This window comes from Streptomyces iconiensis (assembly GCF_028657195.3).
In the GTDB taxonomy this organism is placed as follows: Bacteria; Actinomycetota; Actinomycetes; order Streptomycetales; family Streptomycetaceae; genus Streptomyces; species Streptomyces iconiensis.
Genome location: NZ_JANCPR020000016.1, coordinates 72,301 through 93,274, shown reverse-complemented (window position 1 = coordinate 93,274; position 20,974 = coordinate 72,301). Strand labels below are relative to the sequence as shown.

19 protein-coding genes and 1 pseudogene are annotated in these 20,974 nt (G+C 71.8%); 17 read left to right on the top strand and 3 right to left on the bottom strand.

Features of this window, described 5'->3' with window-relative positions; genetic code table 11:
- Positions 1-38: 38 nt before the first annotated feature.
- The 7 genes and pseudogenes from NMN56_RS17780 (at position 39) to NMN56_RS17750 (ending at position 6,247) form a co-directional block, all read left to right on the top strand.
- The gene (locus NMN56_RS17780) at positions 39-719 is read left to right on the top strand and encodes an HAD family hydrolase (RefSeq protein WP_274040450.1); all 681 of its coding nucleotides are present in this window, start codon (positions 39-41) and stop codon (positions 717-719) included.
- Entirely contained in the window at positions 716-1,783 is a 1,068-nt protein-coding gene (locus tag NMN56_RS17775; protein ID WP_274040449.1) for a 2-hydroxyacid dehydrogenase, read from the top strand. The genes NMN56_RS17780 and NMN56_RS17775 overlap by 4 nt, the downstream gene beginning before the upstream one ends.
- On the top strand, positions 1,780-3,240 hold the full coding sequence (locus tag NMN56_RS17770) for an FGGY family carbohydrate kinase (RefSeq protein WP_274040448.1): 1,461 nt from the start codon (positions 1,780-1,782) through the stop codon (positions 3,238-3,240). Before NMN56_RS17775 ends, NMN56_RS17770 begins: the two co-directional genes overlap by 4 nt.
- Positions 3,241-3,340: 100 nt before the next feature.
- Positions 3,341-5,045: pseudogene (locus tag NMN56_RS17765) on the top strand (dihydroxyacetone kinase family protein).
- On the top strand, positions 5,042-5,527 hold the full coding sequence (locus NMN56_RS17760) for a ribose-5-phosphate isomerase (RefSeq protein ID WP_274040446.1): 486 nt from the start codon (positions 5,042-5,044) through the stop codon (positions 5,525-5,527). The pseudogene NMN56_RS17765 and the gene NMN56_RS17760 overlap by 4 nt, the downstream one beginning before the upstream one ends.
- Positions 5,528-5,643: 116 nt before the next feature.
- Positions 5,644-5,946: a hypothetical protein gene (locus NMN56_RS17755; RefSeq protein WP_274040445.1), complete on the top strand. Its 303-nt coding sequence runs from the start codon at positions 5,644-5,646 to the stop codon at positions 5,944-5,946.
- Positions 5,876-6,247: a Uma2 family endonuclease gene (locus NMN56_RS17750; RefSeq protein ID WP_347178609.1), complete on the top strand. Its 372-nt coding sequence runs from the start codon at positions 5,876-5,878 to the stop codon at positions 6,245-6,247. Before NMN56_RS17755 ends, NMN56_RS17750 begins: the two co-directional genes overlap by 71 nt.
- Before the next feature lie 178 nt (positions 6,248-6,425).
- On the opposite strand, the gene NMN56_RS17745 is transcribed toward NMN56_RS17750, so the two are convergent.
- Complete coding sequence (locus NMN56_RS17745) at positions 6,426-6,629, bottom strand: cold-shock protein (RefSeq protein ID WP_274040443.1); 204 nt, start codon at positions 6,627-6,629, stop codon at positions 6,426-6,428.
- A gap of 294 nt (positions 6,630-6,923) precedes the next feature.
- Here NMN56_RS17745 and NMN56_RS17740 point away from each other — a divergent pair, with 294 nt between their 5' ends.
- From NMN56_RS17740 to NMN56_RS17715, 6 genes are all read left to right on the top strand, one after another.
- A complete protein-coding gene (locus tag NMN56_RS17740; protein WP_430542615.1) occupies positions 6,924-7,763 on the top strand; it encodes a menaquinone biosynthetic enzyme MqnA/MqnD family protein in 840 nt (279 codons plus the stop codon).
- Positions 7,764-7,833: 70 nt separating this feature from the next.
- Positions 7,834-9,627, top strand: a complete 1,794-nt coding sequence (locus NMN56_RS17735) for a serine/threonine-protein kinase (protein ID WP_274040441.1) — start codon at positions 7,834-7,836, stop codon at positions 9,625-9,627.
- 86 nt (positions 9,628-9,713) lie between these two features.
- Complete coding sequence (gene mqnC, locus NMN56_RS17730) at positions 9,714-10,919, top strand: cyclic dehypoxanthinyl futalosine synthase (protein WP_274040440.1); 1,206 nt, start codon at positions 9,714-9,716, stop codon at positions 10,917-10,919.
- Positions 10,920-10,950: 31 nt separating this feature from the next.
- Positions 10,951-11,676, top strand: a complete 726-nt coding sequence (locus tag NMN56_RS17725; RefSeq protein WP_274040439.1) for a demethylmenaquinone methyltransferase — start codon at positions 10,951-10,953, stop codon at positions 11,674-11,676.
- Between the two features lie 415 nt (positions 11,677-12,091).
- Positions 12,092-14,251, top strand: a complete 2,160-nt coding sequence (locus NMN56_RS17720) for a hypothetical protein (RefSeq protein WP_274040438.1) — start codon at positions 12,092-12,094, stop codon at positions 14,249-14,251.
- A 138-nt stretch (positions 14,252-14,389) separates the two neighbouring features.
- Positions 14,390-15,685: a geranylgeranyl reductase family protein gene (locus tag NMN56_RS17715; RefSeq protein ID WP_274040437.1), complete on the top strand. Its 1,296-nt coding sequence runs from the start codon at positions 14,390-14,392 to the stop codon at positions 15,683-15,685.
- On the opposite strand, the gene NMN56_RS17710 is transcribed toward NMN56_RS17715, so the two are convergent.
- Complete coding sequence (locus NMN56_RS17710; RefSeq protein ID WP_274040436.1) at positions 15,682-16,797, bottom strand: DUF5954 family protein; 1,116 nt, start codon at positions 16,795-16,797, stop codon at positions 15,682-15,684. The genes NMN56_RS17715 and NMN56_RS17710 overlap by 4 nt on opposite strands.
- A 32-nt stretch (positions 16,798-16,829) precedes the next feature.
- Positions 16,830-17,123, bottom strand: coding sequence for a hypothetical protein (locus NMN56_RS17705; protein WP_274040565.1), 294 nt, complete (start codon positions 17,121-17,123; stop codon positions 16,830-16,832).
- A gap of 2 nt (positions 17,124-17,125) precedes the next feature.
- Here NMN56_RS17705 and NMN56_RS17700 point away from each other — a divergent pair, with 2 nt between their 5' ends.
- The 4 genes from NMN56_RS17700 to NMN56_RS17685 all read left to right on the top strand — a co-directional run bounded on the left by NMN56_RS17700 (position 17,126) and on the right by NMN56_RS17685 (position 20,891).
- Complete coding sequence (locus tag NMN56_RS17700; RefSeq protein WP_274040559.1) at positions 17,126-17,959, top strand: helix-turn-helix domain-containing protein; 834 nt, start codon at positions 17,126-17,128, stop codon at positions 17,957-17,959.
- A gap of 4 nt (positions 17,960-17,963) precedes the next feature.
- Positions 17,964-18,158: a DUF397 domain-containing protein gene (locus NMN56_RS17695; protein WP_274040435.1), complete on the top strand. Its 195-nt coding sequence runs from the start codon at positions 17,964-17,966 to the stop codon at positions 18,156-18,158.
- A gap of 129 nt (positions 18,159-18,287) precedes the next feature.
- Positions 18,288-19,541 (top strand): hypothetical protein, encoded by a 1,254-nt coding sequence (locus tag NMN56_RS17690; RefSeq protein ID WP_280842641.1) that lies wholly within the window; start codon positions 18,288-18,290, stop codon positions 19,539-19,541.
- A gap of 216 nt (positions 19,542-19,757) precedes the next feature.
- Complete coding sequence (locus tag NMN56_RS17685) at positions 19,758-20,891, top strand: hypothetical protein (RefSeq protein ID WP_274040433.1); 1,134 nt, start codon at positions 19,758-19,760, stop codon at positions 20,889-20,891.
- Positions 20,892-20,974 lie beyond the last annotated feature (83 nt).

Here is a 20,974-nt window from a genome sequence, read left to right as displayed (position 1 = left end):
GTCGCCGCGAGGTGTGACCGAGTGAAGGGGTACCGGCCGTGGCCGATGCAGTGGTGTTTGACATGGACGGAGTGCTCGTTGAGAGCGAGCACCTCTGGGAGGGGCTGTGGTCCGCCTTCGCCGCCGAACGCGGCAAGCAGTGGGGCCCCGAGCAGACCAAGAGCTGCCAGGGCATGAGCGCTCCTGAATGGGCCGCGTTCCTCGCGGAGTTCGCCGGTGCGGGTGACAGCGCCGAAGCCGTGGAGCACACCGAGCGCACCGTGGTCGACGGCATGGTCAAGGCCCTGGACGACGGGGAGATCGACCTGCTGCCCGGAGCCCTGGAGATGATCACCGACTCGGCCGCCCTCGGGCCCATCGCGCTCGCCTCCTCGGCGCCGCGCCGTGTGATCGACGCCGTCCTCGCGCACCACGGGGTCGACCACCACTTCAAGGCCACCGTCTCCAGCGCCGAGGTGCCGCGCGGCAAGCCGAGTCCGGATGTCTACCTCGCGGCGGCCGGGAAGCTGGGCGTCCCCGCCGCCGACTGCCTGGCCGTCGAGGACTCCAGCAACGGGCTGCGCGCCGCGACGGCTGCCGGGATGACGGTCGTCGCCATCCCCAACCCGACCTATCCTCCGGCCGAGGACGCCCTCGCGGGTGCCTCGTACCGCGCCGTCGACCACGCCGACGTGCGCCGGTACCTGCTCTCCCAGCTCAAGGAAGGTGGCCAGGCATGACTGGCACGACAGGTCCCACGAAGGTTCTCGCCTCCGGTGACCACTTCATCGCCCCCCAGCTCTTCGTCGACGCGCTCAAGAGCGCGGCACCCGGACTTGACCTGGACTTCCGCACCCAGACGACGCCCTGGCCGCTGACCCCCTTCGGGCCCGTCGGCAACGTCAAGGAAGCCAGCGGCGCCGAGGACGAACTGCTCGAAGCGCTCGGGGACGCCGAGATCGCCCTCGTCCAGATGGCGCCCTTCACCGAGAAGGTCATCAAGGCGGCCCCGCACCTCAAGCTGATCGCTGTCGCGCGTGGCGGCCCGGTCAACGTCGATGTCGAGGCCGCCACCAGGGCCGGTATCCCCGTCACCTTCACCCCGGGCCGCAACGCCGCAGCCGCGGCCGAGTTCGCGGTGGGCCTCATGCTGGCGGCGCTGCGCCGTATCCCGAACTCCGACGCCGAGCTGAAGAACGGCGTCTGGCGCGGCGACTACTACGCGTACGAGAACACGGGCGTCGAGCTGGACGGCACCACCGTCGGACTCGTCGGCTACGGCGCGATCGGCTCCATCGTCGCCCGCGTGCTGCGTGCCTTCGGCTCCCACGTCCTGGTCGCCGACCCGTACACCGACCCGGCCAAGGCCGCGGCCGACGGTGTCGAACTGACCTCGCTGGACGGCCTGTTGCGCCGCAGCTCCGTCGTGAGCCTGCATGCCCGCGTCACCCCCGAGACGCGGCACATGCTCAACGCCGACAACCTCAAGCTGCTCCCCAAGGGCGCCGTTCTCGTCAACTCGGCGCGCGGCGAACTGATGGACTACGCGCCGCTTCCCGGCCTGCTCAGGTCGGGGCAGCTGGGCGCGCTGGCCGTCGACGTCTACGACATCGAGCCGCCGCCCGCCGACTGGCCGCTGCACAGCGCGCCCAACGTCATCACCACCCCCCACCTCGCGGGCGCCACCCGGCAGACGGCCGACCGCGCCGCCGCGATCACAGCGGGCGAGGCGGCCCGCTTCCTGCGCGACGTGCCGCTGCGGCACGTCGCCAATCCGGAGGCACTGGGAGGTAGGGAGTCATGATCGTCGGGGTCGATGTCGGCACCTCGGTGACCAAGGCCCAGCTCATCGCGCGCGACGGGCGCACCACGCCCCCGCACGAGGCCCGCAGCACCGTCTACACGCTGCCGGGCAACCGCGTGGAGCAGGACCTGGACGAGGTCGTCGGCACGGTCATCACGGTCGTACGGGCCGCCGCAGCCGACGCCGCACAGCTCGACCCGAACGAACCGATCGAGGCCCTGGCGCTCACGGGCCAGGGCGACGGGCTGTGGCTGCGTGACGCCGAGGGCCGCTCCGTGGGCCGCGCCCTGTCGTGGATGGACGGCCGCGCCGCCGGCATCCTGGACGGCTGGGCCGCCGACGGCACGGCGCGCAAGGTGTACGAGCGCACCGGGGCCGGCATGTTCCCCGGCTCGGCGGGCCCGCTCCTCGCCCACCTCGCCGCGCACGAACCCGAGCGCCTGGAGGCGGCCGACGTGGCCGGGTACTGCGTGGACGCCATCGCACAGCGCTTCACGGGCGAGCGCACCGTCGACGCCTCCGACGCCTCGGTACCGTTCCTCGACGTCGCCGCACGGACGTACGACGAGACGGCGTTGGAGCTGTGCGGGCTGACCCGCTGGCGTCATCTGCTCGCCGAACCCGCCGCACCCGGAGCGCTGTCCCGGCTGCTGCCGAAGGCCGCCGCCGAGCTGGGGCTGCCCGAGGGACTGCCGGTCAGCGCGGGCCCGTTCGACATCCCCGCCTGCGGTTTCGGCTCCGGGCTCAGCGAGCCGGGCCAGGGCAACCTCATCATCGGCACCACCCTCGCCTGCCAGGTGCTCTCCGAAGACGCCACGCCCGCCGGCGGCAAGGAGTCGGCAGGGATGGTCCTCGCCACCCCGTACGAGGGCCGCTATCTCAAGGTCATGCCCGCCATGATCGGCACGGCCGGCCTCGACTGGCTGCTGAAGCTGCTCGCCGTCAGGATCGAGGAACTGGACGCGCTGCTGGCCCAGTCCCCGTACGGCGCCGGCGGCGTGACCGCGCTGCCGTTCCTGTCCACCAGCGGTGAGCGCGCGCCCTTCGTGGACGCGCGCGCACGCGGCAGGCTCGACGGCCTCTCCCCGCTGACCGGGCGCGCCGACCTCGTGCGTGCGCTGTGCGAGTCCGTCGCCTACTCCGCGCGGCACTGCCTGGAGACCCTCGGCGTCTCGGGAGCCGTCACCGCCTCCGGCGGAGGCGCGCGTTCCGGTGAGTGGGGACGCATCTTCGCCGGTGTGCTCGGCCGCGACCTGCACGTACGCGAGGACGCCGTCGGTATCCGCGGCGCCGCCCGGGTCGCCTGGTCGGCGCTCGGCGTCGGTATCGACACCTCGGCCGCCGAATGGCAGACCGCTGCCCGTACGGTCCGCGCCGACCCGGAGGCCGTCACCTTCTACGAGGCGGGATACGAGGCGTACCTGCGTACCCTCGCCGCCGCCCGCGAAAGCTGGTGAGGGCCGTGCGCACGTACACCGCGCCTCCGCAGGGCCGCAGTACGGCGCTGGAGCGCCGCCGCGCTGCCACCGGCCCGCAGACGTACGACAGGAGTCACCCATGACCCGCCTCTTCAACGACCCCTCCCGCTTCGCCGACGACATGGTCACCGGGTTCGCCGCCGCGCACGCCGAGCACGTGCGCGCCGTGCCGGGCGGCGTCGTCCGCGCCAGGCGTCCAGGCGCGGCCAAGGTCGCCGTGCTGACCGGCGGCGGCTCGGGCCACTACCCGGCGTTCTGCGGTGTGGTCGGCCCCGGCTTCGCCGACGGCTCGGTGATCGGGAACGTGTTCACCTCGCCCTCGGCAGCGCAGGCGCACTCCGTCGCCGTGGAGGCCGACAGCGGCGCGGGCGTGCTGTTCATGTTCGGCAACTACGCGGGTGACGTCATGAACTTCGGCCAGGCGGCACAGCGTCTGACCGGCGAGGGCATACCGGCGCGCACGTTCGCCGTCACCGACGACATCGCCAGCGCGCCCCCCGAGGACATCTCCAAGCGGCGCGGCATCGCCGGCGGCTTCACCGTCTACAAGGCGGCCTCTGCCGCCGCCGAGGAGGGCGCCCCGCTGGACGAGGTCGTCCGGGTCGCCGCGCACGCCAACGCGCGCACCCGCACCCTCGGTGTCGCCTTCGCCGGGTGCACGCTCCCCGGGCGGCCTCGGCCTCGGCATCCACGGCGAACCCGGCGTCAGCGAGAGCGAGTTGACCACGGCCGACGACCTGGCCCGCACGCTGGTGGACGGGCTGCTCGCGGAGCGCCCGGCGGAGGCCGGGGGCAACCGCGTCGCGGTCATACTCAACGGCCTCGGCGCCACCAAGTACGAGGAGCTGTACGTGCTGTGGGCATCCGTGTCCACGCTGCTGGCCGAGGCCGGCCTCGAACCCGTACGTCCCGAGGTCGGCGAGCTCGTGACCTCCCTCGACATGGCAGGCTGCTCCCTGACGGTGACCTGGCTGGACGAGGAGCTGGAGCGCTTCTGGCTCACGCCCGTCGACACCCCTGCCTTCCGCAGGGGCCAGGTCGCCCCCGCAGGACCGGCCGCTGCGGCACGGGACACCCCCGAGCCTCGTGCCGCAGCGGCCCCCGTCGAGGTGCCCACCGCTTCCGGAGCGGCGCCGGCCACCTCGGAAGCCGCCGTACGCGCGCTGCGCGCCGCGCACACCCTGCTGCACGAGCAGGAGGAAGCGCTCGGCCGCCTCGACGCCGTGGCCGGTGACGGCGACCACGGACGCGGCATGTGCAAGGGCGTGGACGCCGCGCTCGCGGCGGCCGGAAAGGCGCACGCGGCGAACGCGGCGCCCGCCGCGCTGCTCGCAGCCGCCGGTGACGCCTGGGCCGCCGAGGCGGGCGGCACCTCCGGAGCGCTGTGGGGCGCCGCACTGCGCGCCCTCGGCTCCGGGCTGCCCGCCGACCGCGCGCCCGAGCCTGCCGAACTGGCCGCCGGGGCGCAGGCGGCGCTGACGGCCGTCACCACGCTGGGCAAGGCCGAGCCGGGCGACAAGACGATGGTCGACGCGCTCGCCCCGTTCGTGACGGCGTTCACCCGCGCGGTCAAGGGCGGCGAGCACCCGGCGGGCGCGTTCGCCGCCGCGGCCGGCGAGGCCCGTAAGGCCGCCGAGGCCACGGCGGGACTGCGCCCGAAGCTGGGCCGCGCCCGCCCGCTGGCCGAGCGCAGCGTCGGCACCCCCGACCCGGGCGCCACCTCGCTGGCCATGGTCCTCAACAAGGCCGCCGAAACCCTCGCCACAGGAGGAACCCGCACATGAGCACCGCACCCGCCGCAGCGCCCAAGCCCTTCCGCGTCGTCGTGGGCAGCGACGACGCGGGCCTGGACCTCAAGGAAGCACTCAAGCGCGACCTGAAGGGCGACCCGCGCGTCGCCGAGGTCACCGATGTGGGTGTCGGCGGCGACGAGCACACCTCCTACCCGCACGTCGCCGTCGAGGCGGCCCGCCGCGTCGCAGCGGGCGAGGCCGACCGCGCCCTGCTGGTCTGCGGCACGGGCCTGGGCGTCGCCATCAGCGCCAACAAGGTCCCCGGCATCCGCGCCGTCACCGCACACGACAGCTACTCCGTACAGCGCTCGGTCCTCAGCAACAACGCCCAGGTCCTCTGCTTCGGCCAGCGCGTCATAGGCGTCGAACTGGCCCGCACCCTCCTCGACGTCTGGCTCGACCAGCACTTCGACGAGACCTCGGCATCGGCCCAGAAGGTCGCCGCGATCAGCGAGTACGAGAGCGGCTGCTGACCCGCCCCGAAAGCGGGAGGGGCGGGCGGCGAGGGCCGCCCGCCCTGCTGTGCTGAGGGACATGGAGGCCACCACGACCGCTCTATGATGAGTGCGTCCGCACAGAAGGAGGCGTCATGGCAATGCCGATCGGCCCCCTGGAGACCAGCGGCTTCGATGAGAACGAGATTCCTGAGATCCCTGACATCCTCGACGTCGCAGCGAGCTTGCCGGTGCCCGAGGGATACCGCGTCCAGGTGATCGAGGGAAGGATCATCGTGACCCCACCGCCGGACGGTGACCGCTCCGTGGCCCTCCAGGACCTGAGCGACACCCTCACAGCCGCAGGAGTACGGGCCGCGGGATTGCGTGTGCTTCGGGCTCTACCTGCGGCCGGGGAAGAAGGGGTTCGTCATCCCCGACCTGTCCGTGGTCGATGAGGATTTCCGGGATCACCCTCTCCCGCACAACTGCTTTTCCCCCGACCTGTTCCACCTGGTTGCCGAGGTGACTTCCTCCAACTGGCGTGATGACACCGACAGCAAGGTGCGCGCCTACGCGCAGGCCGGGGTGCCCGTCTATGTGATCGCGGACCGGGAGCACCGCAGGGTCCAGGTGCTGAGCCGTCCGCAGGACGGCAAGTACCAGAGCGAGGCGGACTACCAGCCGGGCGAAATGGTGGAGATCCCCGGCCGGGTGCCCTGCACGATCGCGGCGGACGACCTGCTTCAGGGCGCGTAGGCGCCCGCCCCAAGGGGGTGCGGTGAATCGTGTGCCCCACCCCGTGCATCGCCGAGCGCAGGCGCGCTGTGGCTGGTCGCGCGGTTCTCCGCGTCCCTTGGGGCACAAAGGCAGGAGCCCCCGCCGATGGCGGGGGCTCCTTGGGTGGTGCTTTCAGAGTTCTACAGGTTCTACGGAATTACTGCGGGTTGACGTTCTCCGCCTGCGGCCCCTTCGGGCCCTGCGTGACGTCAAAGCTCACGAGCTGGTTCTCCTCCAGCGATCGGAAGCCAGTGGCGTTGATCGCCGAGTAGTGAACGAAGACATCGGGGCCGCCGCCGTCCTGGGCGATGAAGCCGAAGCCCTTCTCGGCGTTGAACCACTTGACGGTTCCGGTAGCCATAAGCCCTCCTTGGGCCTATAAGGGTGTCCCTGCTCCCAGAACCCGCGAAGAAGTCTGAAAACGACGAGAGCCCGCGGTTACATGCTCCGCAGGCTCTGTACTGCAAGGGAAACCAAACTGCAACTTGCGGCGAGCCTAGCACGGGGGGTGTGGAGTGGGGAAGGCCCGAAGATCTTGTTCTCGGAGGCGTCGGAGCCGGGCGCCGCACGGGTTCAGGGGCCTGAGGCAGTACCCCGCTCAGGTCCGTACAGACCGGGGCGTACTCTCCGGAGAGTGACTGCTAATCCGAGGCATGTGCGCTCGCGGCCCCGTGTCGGGCACATCCAGTTCCTCAACTGCCTGCCCCTTTACTGGGGTCTCGTCCACACGGGTTCCCTGCTCGACCTCGAACTGACCCGGGACACCCCCGAGACGCTCAGCGAGATGGTCATCGACGGCAGGCTGGACATCGGGCCCGTCACGCTCGTGGAGTACCTGCGCAACGCCGACGACCTCGTGGCCTTCCCCGACATCGCGGTCGGCTGCGACGGGGACGTCATGTCGTGCGAGATCGTCTCCCGCGTTCCCCTCGACCAGCTCGACGGGGCGCGGGTCGCGCTCGGCTCCACCTCGCGCACCTCCGTACGCCTGGCGGAACTGCTGCTCTCCGAGCGCTTCGGCGTCCAGCCGGAGTACTACACGTGCCCTCCCGACCTGGAACAGATGATGAAGGAGGCGGACGCCGCCGTCGTCATCGGGGACGTCGGGCTGCGCGCTTTTCTGCGCCATCTGCCGGAGCAGGGCCTGGAGGTGCACGACCTCGGCCGGCTCTGGAAGGAGTGGACGGGGCTTCCGTTCGTCTTCGCCGTATGGGCCGTGCGCCGCGACTTCCTGGAGCGTGAGCCGGAGACCGCGCGGGAAGTGCACAAGGCGTTCCTCGCCTCGCGGGACCTGTCCCTGAAGGAGATCGACAAGGTGGCGCTGCACGCGTCGCGCTACGAGGTCTTCGAACCCCCGGTCCTGGAGCGGTACTTCACGACGCTGGACTTCCGCTTCGGTGAGCGCCAGCTCGAAGGCGTCGCGGAGTTCGCGCGCCGCACGGGTGACACCACCGGCTTCCCCGCCGACGTTTCCGTGGAGCTGCTGCGGCCCTGAGGGCGAGGGGTCCCCGTCCTGGCTCCGCCACCTAAGCTGGGGGTTCCTGGGGAGGTGGGGGGACATCAGCATGCAGCCGCTGGAGCCGGACGACCCGCGGGCGCTCGGGGAGTACACGCTGCTGCGCAGGCTCGGCGCCGGCGGCATGGGACGCGTGTATCTGGCCCGCTCCCACAGCGGGCGCACCGTCGCTGTGAAGGTGGTGCATCCGCACTTCGCCGTGGACGAGCAGTTCCGGCGCCGCTTCCGGCGCGAGGTCGAGTCCGCGCGCCGGGTGGGGGGTGACTGGACGGCGCCCGTGCTCGACGCCGACCCCGAGGGGCCGACGCCCTGGGTCGCCACCGGCTATGTCGCGGGCCCCTCGCTCTCGCACGCCGTCGAGGAGCACGGGCCGCTGCCCGAGACCTCCGTACGGGCCATGGGGGCGGGGCTCGCCGAGGCGCTGCGGCATGTGCACGGGCTCGGGCTCGTGCACCGGGACGTGAAGCCGTCCAATGTGCTGCTGGCCGTGGAAGGGCCGCGGCTGATCGACTTCGGTATCGCCCGCGCGACCGAGGGCACGGCCTCGCTCACCTCTACGGGCGTCTCGATCGGTTCGCCCGGCTACATGTCGCCCGAGCAGGTGCTCGGCGAGGGCGTGGACGGTGCGACGGACCTCTTCTCGCTCGGCGCCGTACTGGCCTACGCGGCCACCGGCAAGGCGCCCTTTCCGGGCGACAGTTCGGCCGCGCTGCTCTACAAGGTCGTGCACGAGGAGCCCGAACTCGACGGTCTTGAGGGCGGGCTGCGCGAGCTGATCGCGGCCTGTCTGTCGAAGGCGGCTGCCGACCGGCCGCTGCCGCAGGACGTCGCTGACGAGCTGGCGGGCTCGGCGGGCGGCGCTGCGGGGCTCGTCCGTACGGGATGGCTGCCCGCGCCGATCGTGGAACAGGTGGGCAGGCGCGCGGTCGAACTCCTCAGCCTGGAGCCCGAGGCCCATGACGCCTCGGGCCCCGTTCCCTTCAGCCGCGCCTCGTCCGTGCCCGTACCGAGTTCTCCGCCTCCGCCCGTACCGCCGGCCGCTCCCGCCGTCCCCGGCGCCCCGGCCGGGTTCGGCCCGCCCGACCCCTCGTACGGCGGTGCCACGGGCAACGCCGGGAGCGGCGAGGGCGGGAGCGGCGCAGGCGGCACGGGTGCTCCGGGCACCGGTCCCGGCGCGGGCGTCGCCGCCATGGGGACGGCTCCGGGCGAGGGGAAGGGGAGCGGGAAGGGGGACGGGAGCGGTGAGCGTGCCGGGCGGCGGCGGGTGAGCTGCACCGTGGTCGTCTCGTTCGCGTGCGTGGTCGCCGCGGCGCTGCTGGGCTCGTACTTCCTGGGGTTCCTCGGCTTCCTCCCCGGCCAGGGCGACAGCGCGGGAGACGACAGCGCGCGCCCCAGGCCCACCCCTACGGTGTCGGACAGCGGCGACGCGAACGGCTCGGGCGGCTCGGGGGACCCGGGTGGCTCGGGTGGTTCCGAACCGACCGGGAAGCCCGGCGGCAAGGTGGCCGTACCGAGGGAGGTCGTCGGTACGTGGCGGGGCGATCTCACGTTCAAGAGCGGCACTCCCGGCGGGGAGATGACCGTGAAGTTCGAAGAAGGCGGCAAGGACGAGACCGTCGCCAAGGGCGCCACCCGGATCACCGGGCTGGAGTGCACAGGGACCTGGAAGCTGCGGGACTTCGACGGGAAGAAGCTCACCCTGGACTCCTACGACAGCAGCAACGCTCCGGGCATCTGCACGGGCGACGTCAAGGGCGACACCTTCACACTGGTCGGGAAGGACACGCTGCGCTTCGCTTCCGGCGGCGAGGGTCCGACCGGGACGCTCCGGAAGACCGGCTGAGGCCCTGGCGTACGCTGACGTGGTCGTCGCTGTAGAGGCGAAAGCAGCGAGATGCCTGAATGTGCGACCTTTGGAGGGAAGCGCCGGTGACAGCGCACGCGTCGGATGCCGCTCTGCAGTCCGCCCTCGACCGCGCAGCCGGAGGTGGGCGCATCACTCCGGAAGAGGCCGTCGACCTCTACCGCTCCGCGCCCCTGCACGCGCTGGGCGCCGCTGCCGACAAGGCCAGGCGGCGCCGCTACGCCGGTACCGAGCACATCGCGACGTACATCATCGAGCGGAACATCAACTACACCAACTCCTGTGTGACGGCGTGCAAGTTCTGCGCGTTCTACGCGGCGCCCAAGAGCGACAAGGTGTGGACGCGTGACCTGGACGACATCCTGCGCCGCTGCGCCGAGACGGTGGAGCTGGGCGGCACGCAGATCATGTTCCAGGGCGGCCACCACCCCGACTTCGGCGTCGAGTACTACGAGGAGCACTTCGCCGCCATCAAGAAGGCGTTCCCGCAGCTCGTGATCCACTCGCTCGGTGCCTCCGAGGTCGAGCACATGGCGCGTATCTCCGGGGTCACCCCCGACGAGGCGATCCGCCGTATCCACGCGGCCGGGCTCGACTCGTTCGCGGGCGCGGGGGCCGAACTGCTCCCCGAGCGGCCCCGCAAGGCCATCGCCCCGCTCAAGGAGTCGGGTGAGCGCTGGCTGGAGATCATGGAGATCGCCCACAACCTCGGGGTCGAGTCCACGTCAACGATGCTGATGGGCACCGGCGAGACCAACGCCGAGCGGATCGAGCACCTCCGGATGATCCGGGACGTGCAGGACCGCACGGGCGGCTTCCGCGCCTTCATCCCGTACACGTACCAGCCGCAGAACAACAAGCTGCGCGGCCAGACGCAGGCGACGCTCTTCGAGTACCTGCGCATGATCGCGATCGCGCGGATCTTCCTGGACAACGTCGCGCACATCCAGGGCTCCTGGCTGACCACGGGCAAGGAGGTCGGCCAGCTCTCGCTGCACTACGGAGCCGACGACCTCGGCTCCGTGATGCTGGAGGAGAACGTCGTCTCCTCGGCCGGTGCCAAGCACCGCTCCAACCGGATGGAGCTGCTCGACCTCATCCGCAAGGCAGGGCGCGTTCCCGCGCAGCGCGCGACGACGTACGAGCATCTGCTCGTGCACGACGACCCGGCGAACGACCCGGTCGACGACAAGGTCGTCTCGCACTTCTCCTCCACCGCCATCGAGGGCGGTACCGCACACCCCGAGCTGAAGCTCGTCGACGCCAACTGAGTCGACGCCGACCGAACGGAATACCGGCCCTGTGACCCGCGCCTCCCTGGACAAGCAGCCGCACGAGGTCGCCGCGATGTTCGACGACGTCGCGGCCAAGTACGACCTCACCAACGACGTGCTCTCGCTCGGCCAGGCGCGGTTGTGGCGGCGGGCCGTCGCGCAGTCGGTCGACGCGCGGCCCGGCGAGCGGGTGCTCGACCTCGCGGCGGGTACGGCCACCTCGTCGCTGCCGTTCGTGGAGGCCGGGGCCTTCACGGTGCCGTGCGACTTCTCCCTCGGGATGCTCAGGGAAGGCAAGCGGCGCCACCCGTGGATGCCGTTCACAGGGGGTGACGCGACGCGGCTGCCGTTCGCCGACGACACGTTCGACGCGGTGACGATCTCTTTCGGGTTGCGCAACGTGAGCGACGTGGACGCGGCGCTCGCTGAGATGCTGCGGGTCACCAGGCCCGGCGGGCGCGTGCTGATCTGCGAGTTCAGCCACCCGGCGTGGGCGCCCTTCCGCACCGTCTACACCGAGTACCTGATGCGCGCCCTCCCTCCCGTCGCACGGCGGGTGAGCAGCAGCCCCGACGCGTACGTGTACCTCGCCGAGTCCATCCGCGACTGGCCCGACCAGCCGGCGCTCGCCGCACGCCTCCAGCAGGCCGGCTGGTCCCGTGTCGCCTGGCGCGATCTCACGGGCGGCATCGTGGCCCTGCACCGCGCCTTCAAGGCCCGGAACCCCGGTGAACCCGTTCGGGCCGAGCGGTAGCACGACCGGTTGCGCTTGCGTAACTGCGCTTCCGTGAGGGCGGCTTCGTGGGAACCATGTACGGAGACCGTGGCTGTAGGTGCACGCGCGATGCCGGTGCGTACTGCGGCCGTTCCCCTGAACATTCCGGAGCGCTGTGTCTTCGCCGCCCCCGCCGTTCCCGCCGTCGCCTTCGCCCTGCCCGAATTGCGGTACCACGCCGCCCCGTGAGGCGCGGTTCTGCATGTCCTGCGGTACGGCCGTGCGACAGGCAGAGCCGCCTCCGCCACCTCCCGAGGCGCCCCCGCCGCCGGCCGCGCCACCCTCTCCGGCGCCCGCCTCTCCCGTGCCGCACTCCCCAGTGCCGCCCTCTCCGGAGGCCCCCTCCCCGGCGCCGCCCGTAGGGCCTCCGCCGCCGCTTCCGCCGCCACCGCCCGTGGGACAGCCGGTTGTTGCCGCGCCGCGCTCGCCCGCGGGGCTGTTCCTGGCGCGGACGGTCAAGGGGGACTGGGCCGGTGCGGCGCGGGTGGCCGTGTGGCCGCTGGGGCTGCTGTTCGTGGCGGCGTGTGCGCTGGGGATCTACTCCAACGAGGACATGGACGATCTGGAGATCGGCTGGGGCACCCGCATGCGGGTCGCGCTGGCCGGGCTGCTCCAGGGAGTCGGCGGCGGATTCGGCGTCGTCTCGGACGGTTCCGTCGACATCGCGGGTGACCGCGTCGCCGGAGTGGCCTCACTCTCCTGGGTGCCGTTGCTGGCCACCCTCGCCTGGGTCGCGGCGCTCGCGCTCGCGGCACGCGGGGCGCGGGGCAGGCTCCGGGAGACGGGCCCCTCGGCCGGGTTCGAGGCGGCGCTGCGGGTTGCCGCGTTGTGCGCGGGGGGCGCGTGCGCACTGGGGCTGTACGCACGTCCCTCGTACGAGGGCATGGAGGTGTCCTCCTCACCCGGACTCACCCTGCTGTGGGCGTTCTTGCTGTCCACCGTGGTCGCGGGCGTCGTCCTCACCCGCGGAACCACCGAGGCGTGGCTGGCGGCCCGGCCCACGCCCGGACCCCGTATCGCACTGGGCGCCCTGCGTACCGCGCTGGTCGCGCTGACGTATGTACTGGCGCTCGCCTCCGCCGTGATGCTGGTCGTGCTGCTGACGGCGCCCGAGGACCGGCCGGGCGGGCAGGAACTGCTGGGCCTGCTCGTCCTGTTGCCCAACATCGGCGCGCTCGGGCTCGGCATCGCCTGGGGTGCGCCACTCGACGGGCACTTCCACGGGACGGGCCTGACCTCGGAGAGCGAGACCTTCGGGTACGGGCAACTGGCCGAAGCGGGCGGCGGCTGGGCCGTGTTCGGCGCGCTCGCTGGCGGACTGGTGTGCGCGCTGATCCTCGGCGTGCTCGCGGCGCGTCGCAGCGCCGACCGGCGGGAACACTTCCTGGCCGCCGCCCTGTTCGTGCTCCTCGTCCTGACGCTGGTCGCGCTCGCGGGCGCGAGCGTCGAGGCGGACTTCCGCGAGGTCGTCGAGACGGGCGGCTTCGGCGGTACCGAGGGCGCCGAAACGTTCACGATGAACGGCAGGCTCGGGGTCGCCGGCGCGGAAATGCTGCTGTTCACGCTGCTGTGGTCCTTCGGCGGCGCGTTCGCGGGGCCGTACCTGCTGCGGCTGCTGCGGCTGCCGATGGGTGGCGTCGGCCCGGGCGGCCCCGTGGGTGGCGGCTCGGGGCTCGGCGGGGGCGCGGGCTCACATGCGGGCGCCGCCATGGGTACGCAACTCGACGTTCCCGCGCAGGGGGCGCAGCCCGGCGGCCCGCACGGTGTGACCTCCGGTGGCAGCGGTGGCGGTGGCGTGGCGCCGCCGCCCTCGCGCGGGCCCGCGCTCAAGTGGGCCGGGCTGATCCTGGCGGCGTTCCTCGTGGGCGGAGCGGCGACCGGCGGCGTGCTGCTCCTCGTCCAGGACGGTGACGGCGGGAAGGAATCCGCGGCCAAGGGATCGGTGCAGGAGGCGGAGACAGAAGCGGAGGGCGACGGGAAGAAGCCCGAGGAGAGAAGGCCGTCCGACGGGCGCTCCTCTTCTCCCGGCTCCTCCGCCTCGCCCACGGGGCCCACGGATTCCGGGAAGGACGGCCCCTCGGTGACACCGTCGGCGGCCGGTCTGCCCGAGGGGTTCGTCATGGTCGAGGACCCCGAGGGGTTCGGCGTGGGCGTGATGGACGGCTGGCAGCGGGTCACGAAGGGCACCCAGATCGACTACGAGGCGCCGACGGGCGGCGACTATCTCCGGATCGGGATCATCGAGGACGCGAAGGTGTCGTCGTACGACAACTTCCGCACCCTGGAGAAGCAGGCCAGGAAGCGGGACGACTACGACCGGATCGAACTGAAGGAGAACACCTTCCAGGGGCGGCCCGGAGCGCGCTGGGAGTTCACCTACACGTCCGACGACTCGGGAAATGCGATCCACGCGATCGACCAGGCGTATGTGGCGGAGGACGGCACCGAATACAGCATCTACGCGGAGTCCCGCGCCTTCCCCGGCGACAAGGGCGAGAACCCTGTCTTCACCACCGCCGTGAAGACCTGGCGGGAGCCCCGGCCCGAGCTGTGAGGAGCCGGCCGCACGGGCGGGGTCCCGCCCGCGTGGAACGCACCGGGAGGGTGCCCGCCGGGGGCGGGCCTGAGTCGCCCGGAATGCGCGCCTAGACTGCTGGAGTCAGCACTTGCCCACGCATAAGCGGGAGACCTCGTGGCCGAAGCCCTCTCGAAGCCAGCCTCCGAGCGGACCGCCGATGTGATCGTTGTCGGCGCCGGGCCCGCGGGGTCCACGACCGCCTACCACCTGGCACGCAGCGGCCTGGACGTGCTGCTGCTGGAGAAGACCGCCTTCCCGCGCGAGAAGGTGTGTGGCGACGGGCTCACCCCCCGCGCCACCAAGCAGCTCGTCGCCATGGGCATCGACATCTCCGAAGAGGCGGGCTGGCTGCGCAACAAGGGCCTGCGCATCATCGGCGGCGGCCACCGGCTCCAGATGGACTGGCCCGATCTGGCGAGCTACCCGGACTACGGACTGGTGCGCAAGCGCGACGACTTCGACGAGCAGCTCGCGCGGCAGGCGGAGAAGGCGGGGGCCCGGCTGTACGAGCGCTGCAACGTGGGCGAGCCGATCCTGGACGAGCGCACGGGGCACGTCACCGGGGTGCACGCCAAGCTCGGTGACGAGAAGACGCCCGTCACCTTCCACGCGCCCGTCGTGGTCGCCGCCGACGGCAACTCCACGCGCCTGTCCCTCAAGATGGGCCTGCACCGCCGCGAGGACCGCCCGATGGGCGTCGCCGTGCGTACGTACTTCACCTCGCCCCGGCACGACGACGACTACCTGGAGTCGTGGCTGGAGCTGTGGGACAGGCGCGGCGAGCAGGACCGGCTGCTGCCGGGCTACGGCTGGGTCTTCGGCATGGGCGACGGGACCTCCAACGTCGGCCTGGGCGTGCTCAACACGACCTCCACGTTCAAGGAACTGGACTGGCGCGAGGTACTCAAGGCGTGGTGCGCCTCGATGCCCGCCGAGTGGGGATACACGCCGGAGAACATGCAGGGCCCCATCCGCGGCGCCGCGCTCCCCATGGCGTTCAACCGCCAGCCGCACTACACGCGGGGCCTGTTGCTGGTCGGCGACGCGGGCGGACTGGTCAACCCGTTCAACGGCGAGGGGATCGCCTACGCGATGGAGTCCGGTTTCATCGCCGCCGACTCCATCCTCCAGGCGCACGCGCGTGCGACCCCGGCCCAGCGTGAACTGGCCCTGCGCCGCTACCCGAAGGTCCTCAAGGACACCTACGGCGGCTACTACACGATGGGCCGCGCCTTCGTGAAGCTCATCGGCAACCCCAAGATCATGAAGCTCGCCACCGAACGCGGCCTCTCGCACCCGCTCCTGATGCGCTTCACCCTGAAGATGCTCGCCAACCTCACCGACCCCACGGGCGGCGACACGATGGACCGCATCATCAACGGCCTCTCCAAGGTCGCTCCCAGGTCCTAGGAAGTACCTTCGTCCGTCTCTGCCTCCGTCTCTGACTCTGCCTCCTCCCCCTCCTCCGAGGCGTACGAGATGTTCCCCCACTCGTCCATCGTGGGGCGGATCTTCATCGGCTCCTGGTGGTCCTCGTCGGAGGGGCGGGGCGGCTCCGGGCCGTCAGGGCCGATCCGCATCATCCGCTCGACGCGCACGATCTGGAACGTGCGCCCGCGCGCCCGTAGTTCGTTGGCCGCGGCACCGCGCTGCCGCGTGAACCGCTCCGTTGCCTTCGCGAAGACCGCCACGTCCCGCTCGGAGAACTCCGACTTCCACCCCGGGATCTCCCGTACGGCGGGCACCGTCCTCGTCAGGTAGTCCACCAGCGCCCGCCGTGCCGCCTGTGGCGTGGGGTACTGCTGCGCGAGAAACATGGTCCAGGACTCCTCCAGCCGCTCCAGCACCCGGAAGGCGGCGGGCAGCAGCACCAGCCCGGGGTGGGAGCGCAGTGCCCGGCGGGAGTCAGCGAGGACCTCGGCCGGGAAGCGCGGCGAGCTGTAGACCTTCTCGCGCAGTCCGAGCCGCTCCAGCCCTTCGGTGAGCTGCACCTCGGCCGCGTGGTCGATCACGAACCCCGTGGTGTCGGACGGCACCTCTGTCTCCGCATCCCATGTGTCGTCCTCGGGCCGGTCGGTGGGCCGGGGCGGCTCCAGCGCGTTGCCGCCGATACGGGCGAACTCGTCGGCCCGCACGATCCGGTAGCGGTCCCGCCCGACGTTCAGCTCGTCGACCCGCTCCTTCTCCAGCCGCGCCACCGCGGCCAGCAGCCGCCTGCGCTCGCGGTGGTCCTCCGTACGGTCCCGCGCGGTGAGCCACAGATGGGAGTTGAGCCAGTCCCGCGCGTCCTGCGGAAAGCCGTTGTCCATGTCGTCCACCAGCCGCCATCGCGGCCGGTCGGCCGGCGTCTGGACGGCGACCCCGTACAGCGGTCCGCGCACCACGATGTGCGGATACCGCTGCCCGGCCTGGAACGCGTCCATCTCGGTGACCTGTGAGACAGGGCTGTCGCGGTGGGTCACACGGATGGTGAGGTGATCCGGTGGGGGAGGTGGGGGTGTTAGCTCGTTGTAATCCCGCATGCGCCCAGTGTGCTGTGTCCGGTCTCCCGGAGTCAGGCGTTCCCTGAACTGTCCGCCACCGGGAGCCGGTCCGGCCACGCGAGGCGTGCCGTGCCGCCGGCCGGGCGGGCCGTCAGCCGCAGCGCACTCTCAGGCGCGCGCAGCACGCCGAGCGCGCCGCCGCCGCTCCTGACCACGTACGCGCGCCCTTCGTCCTCGTCGCCGTCCGTCATCCCCCACCCGGCGACGTAGGCGTCCCGTGCACCCGGCGCGATGTCGTACTCCACGACGACGGCGAAGAGGCGGGGCGTGGACTCCCGGACGGGGGCCCGGACTTCGTCCGCCAACCATCAGGCAGCGGCGGCTCGGTACGGAACTGAGGCGGCTCCGGGAACAGGCCGACTTGAGCGCGACGGCGGCCGGGGCGCAGATGGGCTCGTCCCAGTCCCGCGTCAGCAGCATCGAGTCCGGCGGCTACGCGGTGAGCGCGGACCGGGTTCGCGCCATGGGACGCGAGTACAGATGCGCCGACCGTGAACTGATCGAGGCCCTGGCGCGGATGACCGGGGGCCGCACCCGTGGCTGGTGGGACGAGTACCGCGACATCCTTCCCGCGGGCATGCTCGATCTGGCGGAACTGGAGCATCACGCGTCCTCCATGCGGATCGCCTCGGTCATCCACCTCCCGGGGATTCTGCAGACCAGAGAGCATGCCCGCGCGGTCATCAGCGACGTCGTGCCGCCCCTGGAGCCCTACGAGGTGGAGCACAGGGGCTCCTACCGGATCAAGCGGCAGGCGGTCCTCCACGGCGAACACCCCGTCGAAGTGACCGCGATCCTCCACGAGGCCGCGCTCCGAATGGACTTCGGAGGCCCGGACGTGGCCCGTGCTCAGCTCACGTACCTGCTGGAAATGGCGGAACGGGACAACGTCACGCTGCGCGTCATCCCGTTCGGGTCCGGGACCTTCCCGAGTTCCGGGCAGGGAATTATCTATCTGGGCGGAGAGGTACAGCATCTCGACACCGTCCAGCTCGATACGGACCATGGCTCTGAATTCCTGGACACGCAGCCGCAGTTGGCTCGTTACAGGCACACTCTGGACCGGATGGAGGCCCTGGCTCTCGCTCCAGCCGGGTCCCAGGACATGATCGACCGTATCCAGCGGGATCTAAGAAGGTAGTGACGTGATCACGAGGAACTGGCAGAAGTCGTCCTACAGCGGTAACGCGGCCAACTGCCTCTACGTCGCCGCTCCCGGCGAGGAGACAGTCCTGCTCCGGGAGAGCGAGCAGCCGGATGTCGTCCTCACGACGACCCCCGCACGGCTGACGCGGCTGCTGGCCGCCGTCAAGAACGGGGCGCTCGACGTGGGCGAGTGAGGCCGTACACGGGTGGCGGCATGTGTAGGTGCGCACGCACGCTGACGCCGGCCACGACAATTTCCGTATGTCTGATTCCGGCACGCTGTGCCACTCTGCCCCCACATTCCGGTACGGGAGGGTGAGGGCATGGTGGGCGGCGAACGGTTGCGGTGGTGGCGGGGGAGCAGGGCGAAGGGGAGACACGCGGGCTCGGCCGCGGTTGCCGTGGGGCTGGTGGTGGCGGTCGCGTTACCCGTGGCGGCCGTCGGGCCCGGCGGCTCCGGTGGGAGCGGCGGGCCCCGGTGGGAGGCCATCAGGCTGACCGGGACCGTGGGGTCGATCCACATCGTGGTGGACACCAACAACGCAGGCCAGGCGATCGGTTGGGGCGTCACCCCGGATGCGGAGTGGCGCTCTTTCGTGTGGGACGGCGAAAAGCTGAAGGCGCCTCCCGCGCTCCCGGACGGCACGGAGCCACAGTTCCAGGCGCTCAACGAGAAGGGCCAGATCGCCGGGTACGACAAGGCGCCTGACGGCACCCGCAGGCCCGTGCTGTGGGACGCAGCCGGCCGGCCGAAGGCGCTGGGCGTCCACGACGCCGTACAGGTACGGGACCTCAACGAGCGCGGACAGGTCCTCATCGACATGCGCCCGCACCAGCGCGACCTGCTGCACGACGGTGAGCGCGTCCTCGCGCTCGACCCGCCGGGCCCGGCCGGCAGCACGACGCCGACCCAGGGGTTCCAACTGAACGACGAGGGGCGCGTGCTGGCCGACACCCTGCCGCCACGCGGGAGTCCGGAGCGCGCGCGTGCGTTCGTGTGGCGCGCGGGCGGCAGCACGTACGTCCCTGAGCCCGAAGGGGCGGAGGGGCAGAACGTCACGGCGGCCGGGTTCAACGAGAAGGGGCTCGTGGCAGCGCAGGCCGAGCACCCGGTCACGCACCGGCAGACCCCGTATCTGTGGGACGAGGCGGCCGGAGACGGGAACGGTGTGCGGGTGCTGCCGAACATCCCCGGCACCGACCACTCGCGCCTCTCCAGCCGTATCGGCACGCTCAACGACCGGGGCCAGGCCGTCGGTACCGGCCTCAACAGCACGACGGGCAAGCGGCACGCCGTCCAGTGGACGGACGGCCGCCCCACGGAGCTGGGCAGCGTACTCGGCGGCGACAGCGAGGCGATCACCGTCAACGCAAGCGGCGACGCCGTCGGCTGGAACCTGACCGACAGGGGCGTGCCCCACGCGGTCCTGTGGCGCGAAGGGCGTACGCACGTGCTCGGTACACCGCCGGGCTACGTCAGCAGCCGGGCCGGCCTGGTGACGGACAGGGGAGACGCCGCCGGAACCGCGATCAGCGAGACCGGTGACACGCACGCGTTCCTCTGGACGAGGCGCTGACGGGGGCCGGGCGGGGCCACTCACGGGCCGGGGCCCCGGCCCGGACCCGGAACCCGGGGCCCGGGCCGGGTCGGGAGACGGGAACGGAAGAGCTGTCCGTATCCGTTCGGACCGTGCGTGAGCCCGATGTCTCATGCGTGGCCCGGCGGACGAGGCACTGATCCACCTCCGGCCCGACAGGGGATGAGCGGATCGGACGGCGAGGGAGCGGCGAGCGTGGCGGACAGGCCGGAGACCGGTGTCCGGAAGCACAGGGCGGGGATCGTGGTGGGCCTGGTGCTCGTCCTGGTGGCGGCCGGAGTCGGCGGCTGGACCGCCTTCACCGGTTCGCTTCCCTTCCTCCAGGACAAGGAGCACTACTGCTGGGGCGCGTGGGAGCAGGACAGCGGTCCGCGCGTCCTCGGCGGGGAGGCGGTCGAGGGCGGCGGGTCGCGCGGTGTGAAGGAGTCACCGCCCACCGCCGGCCGTCCGAGCGGCAGTTGCACCCTGACGGTGCGGGCCGGGAGTGGGTCGGGCGGCGAGAAGGTCTCCTACTCCGACCGCGTCACCGTCCGGTACGGCGCCGTACCGGACGGCGGTACCGAACGGCGGGCCTGGCTGGGCGAGTTCCTGGACGCCCGCTCCGTACGGCTGCCCGACGGGCTCTCCGGCACGGTCGGTCAGGACCGCGCGGTGGTCGTCCTGCCGAAGCGGTGCGAGGCGGGCGGGCGCCCCGCTGCCGTGAGCCTGCGCGTACACGGGCGCAGCACCTCGGCGTCGGGTGAGATGGCCAACCCCTCGCTGCTCGGTACCGGACGTGAGGTGGCGACGATGCTGCTCGACGCCGCCAACGCGGGTATGAGCAAGGCCGACTGCGCCAGGGAGAACCCGCTGGAACTCGCCTCGTCGTTCCCCGGCGCGACGGAAGAGAGCGACCGTTCGGGTCCCGTACCCAAGGAGGTCTGCGACATTCCGGGCCTGCGGGGTGGCCAGGACGCCGGGACCTGGAGCTGGACCCGCGCCGACGACGCGCGCCTGCGGATCTGCACCGTCAGCACGGAGGGCGCCCAGGGCGAGGAGCCGGAACTCGCCGGGCAGTTCCTCATCGTGACCGAGCCCCGGCTGATGGCGCTGTTCGACGGCATGACAGGTGACAAGGCGCCGGGACCGGGCTGGCGCGGCAAGGGGGTGTTCCACGAGGACTACGCGGCGGTGCGGGCCGATTGCGACGGGACGGATGCCGTCTTCTTCCAGCAGCTGGACAAGGGAATGCGGGAGGCGGCGGAGCCCGATCCGGAGCGGGTCTTCGCGCGCGGAGTGGACGCCGCCGCTCAGCGGGCCGGTTGCGGGCGGGTCGCGCCTGCGGGCTGACGCCGGCTCCCGGCCCGCTGACGCCGGCTCCCCTGTCCTTTGATGCCAGCTCCCCGGCCTCCCGGCCCCCCGGCCTTCCGGCT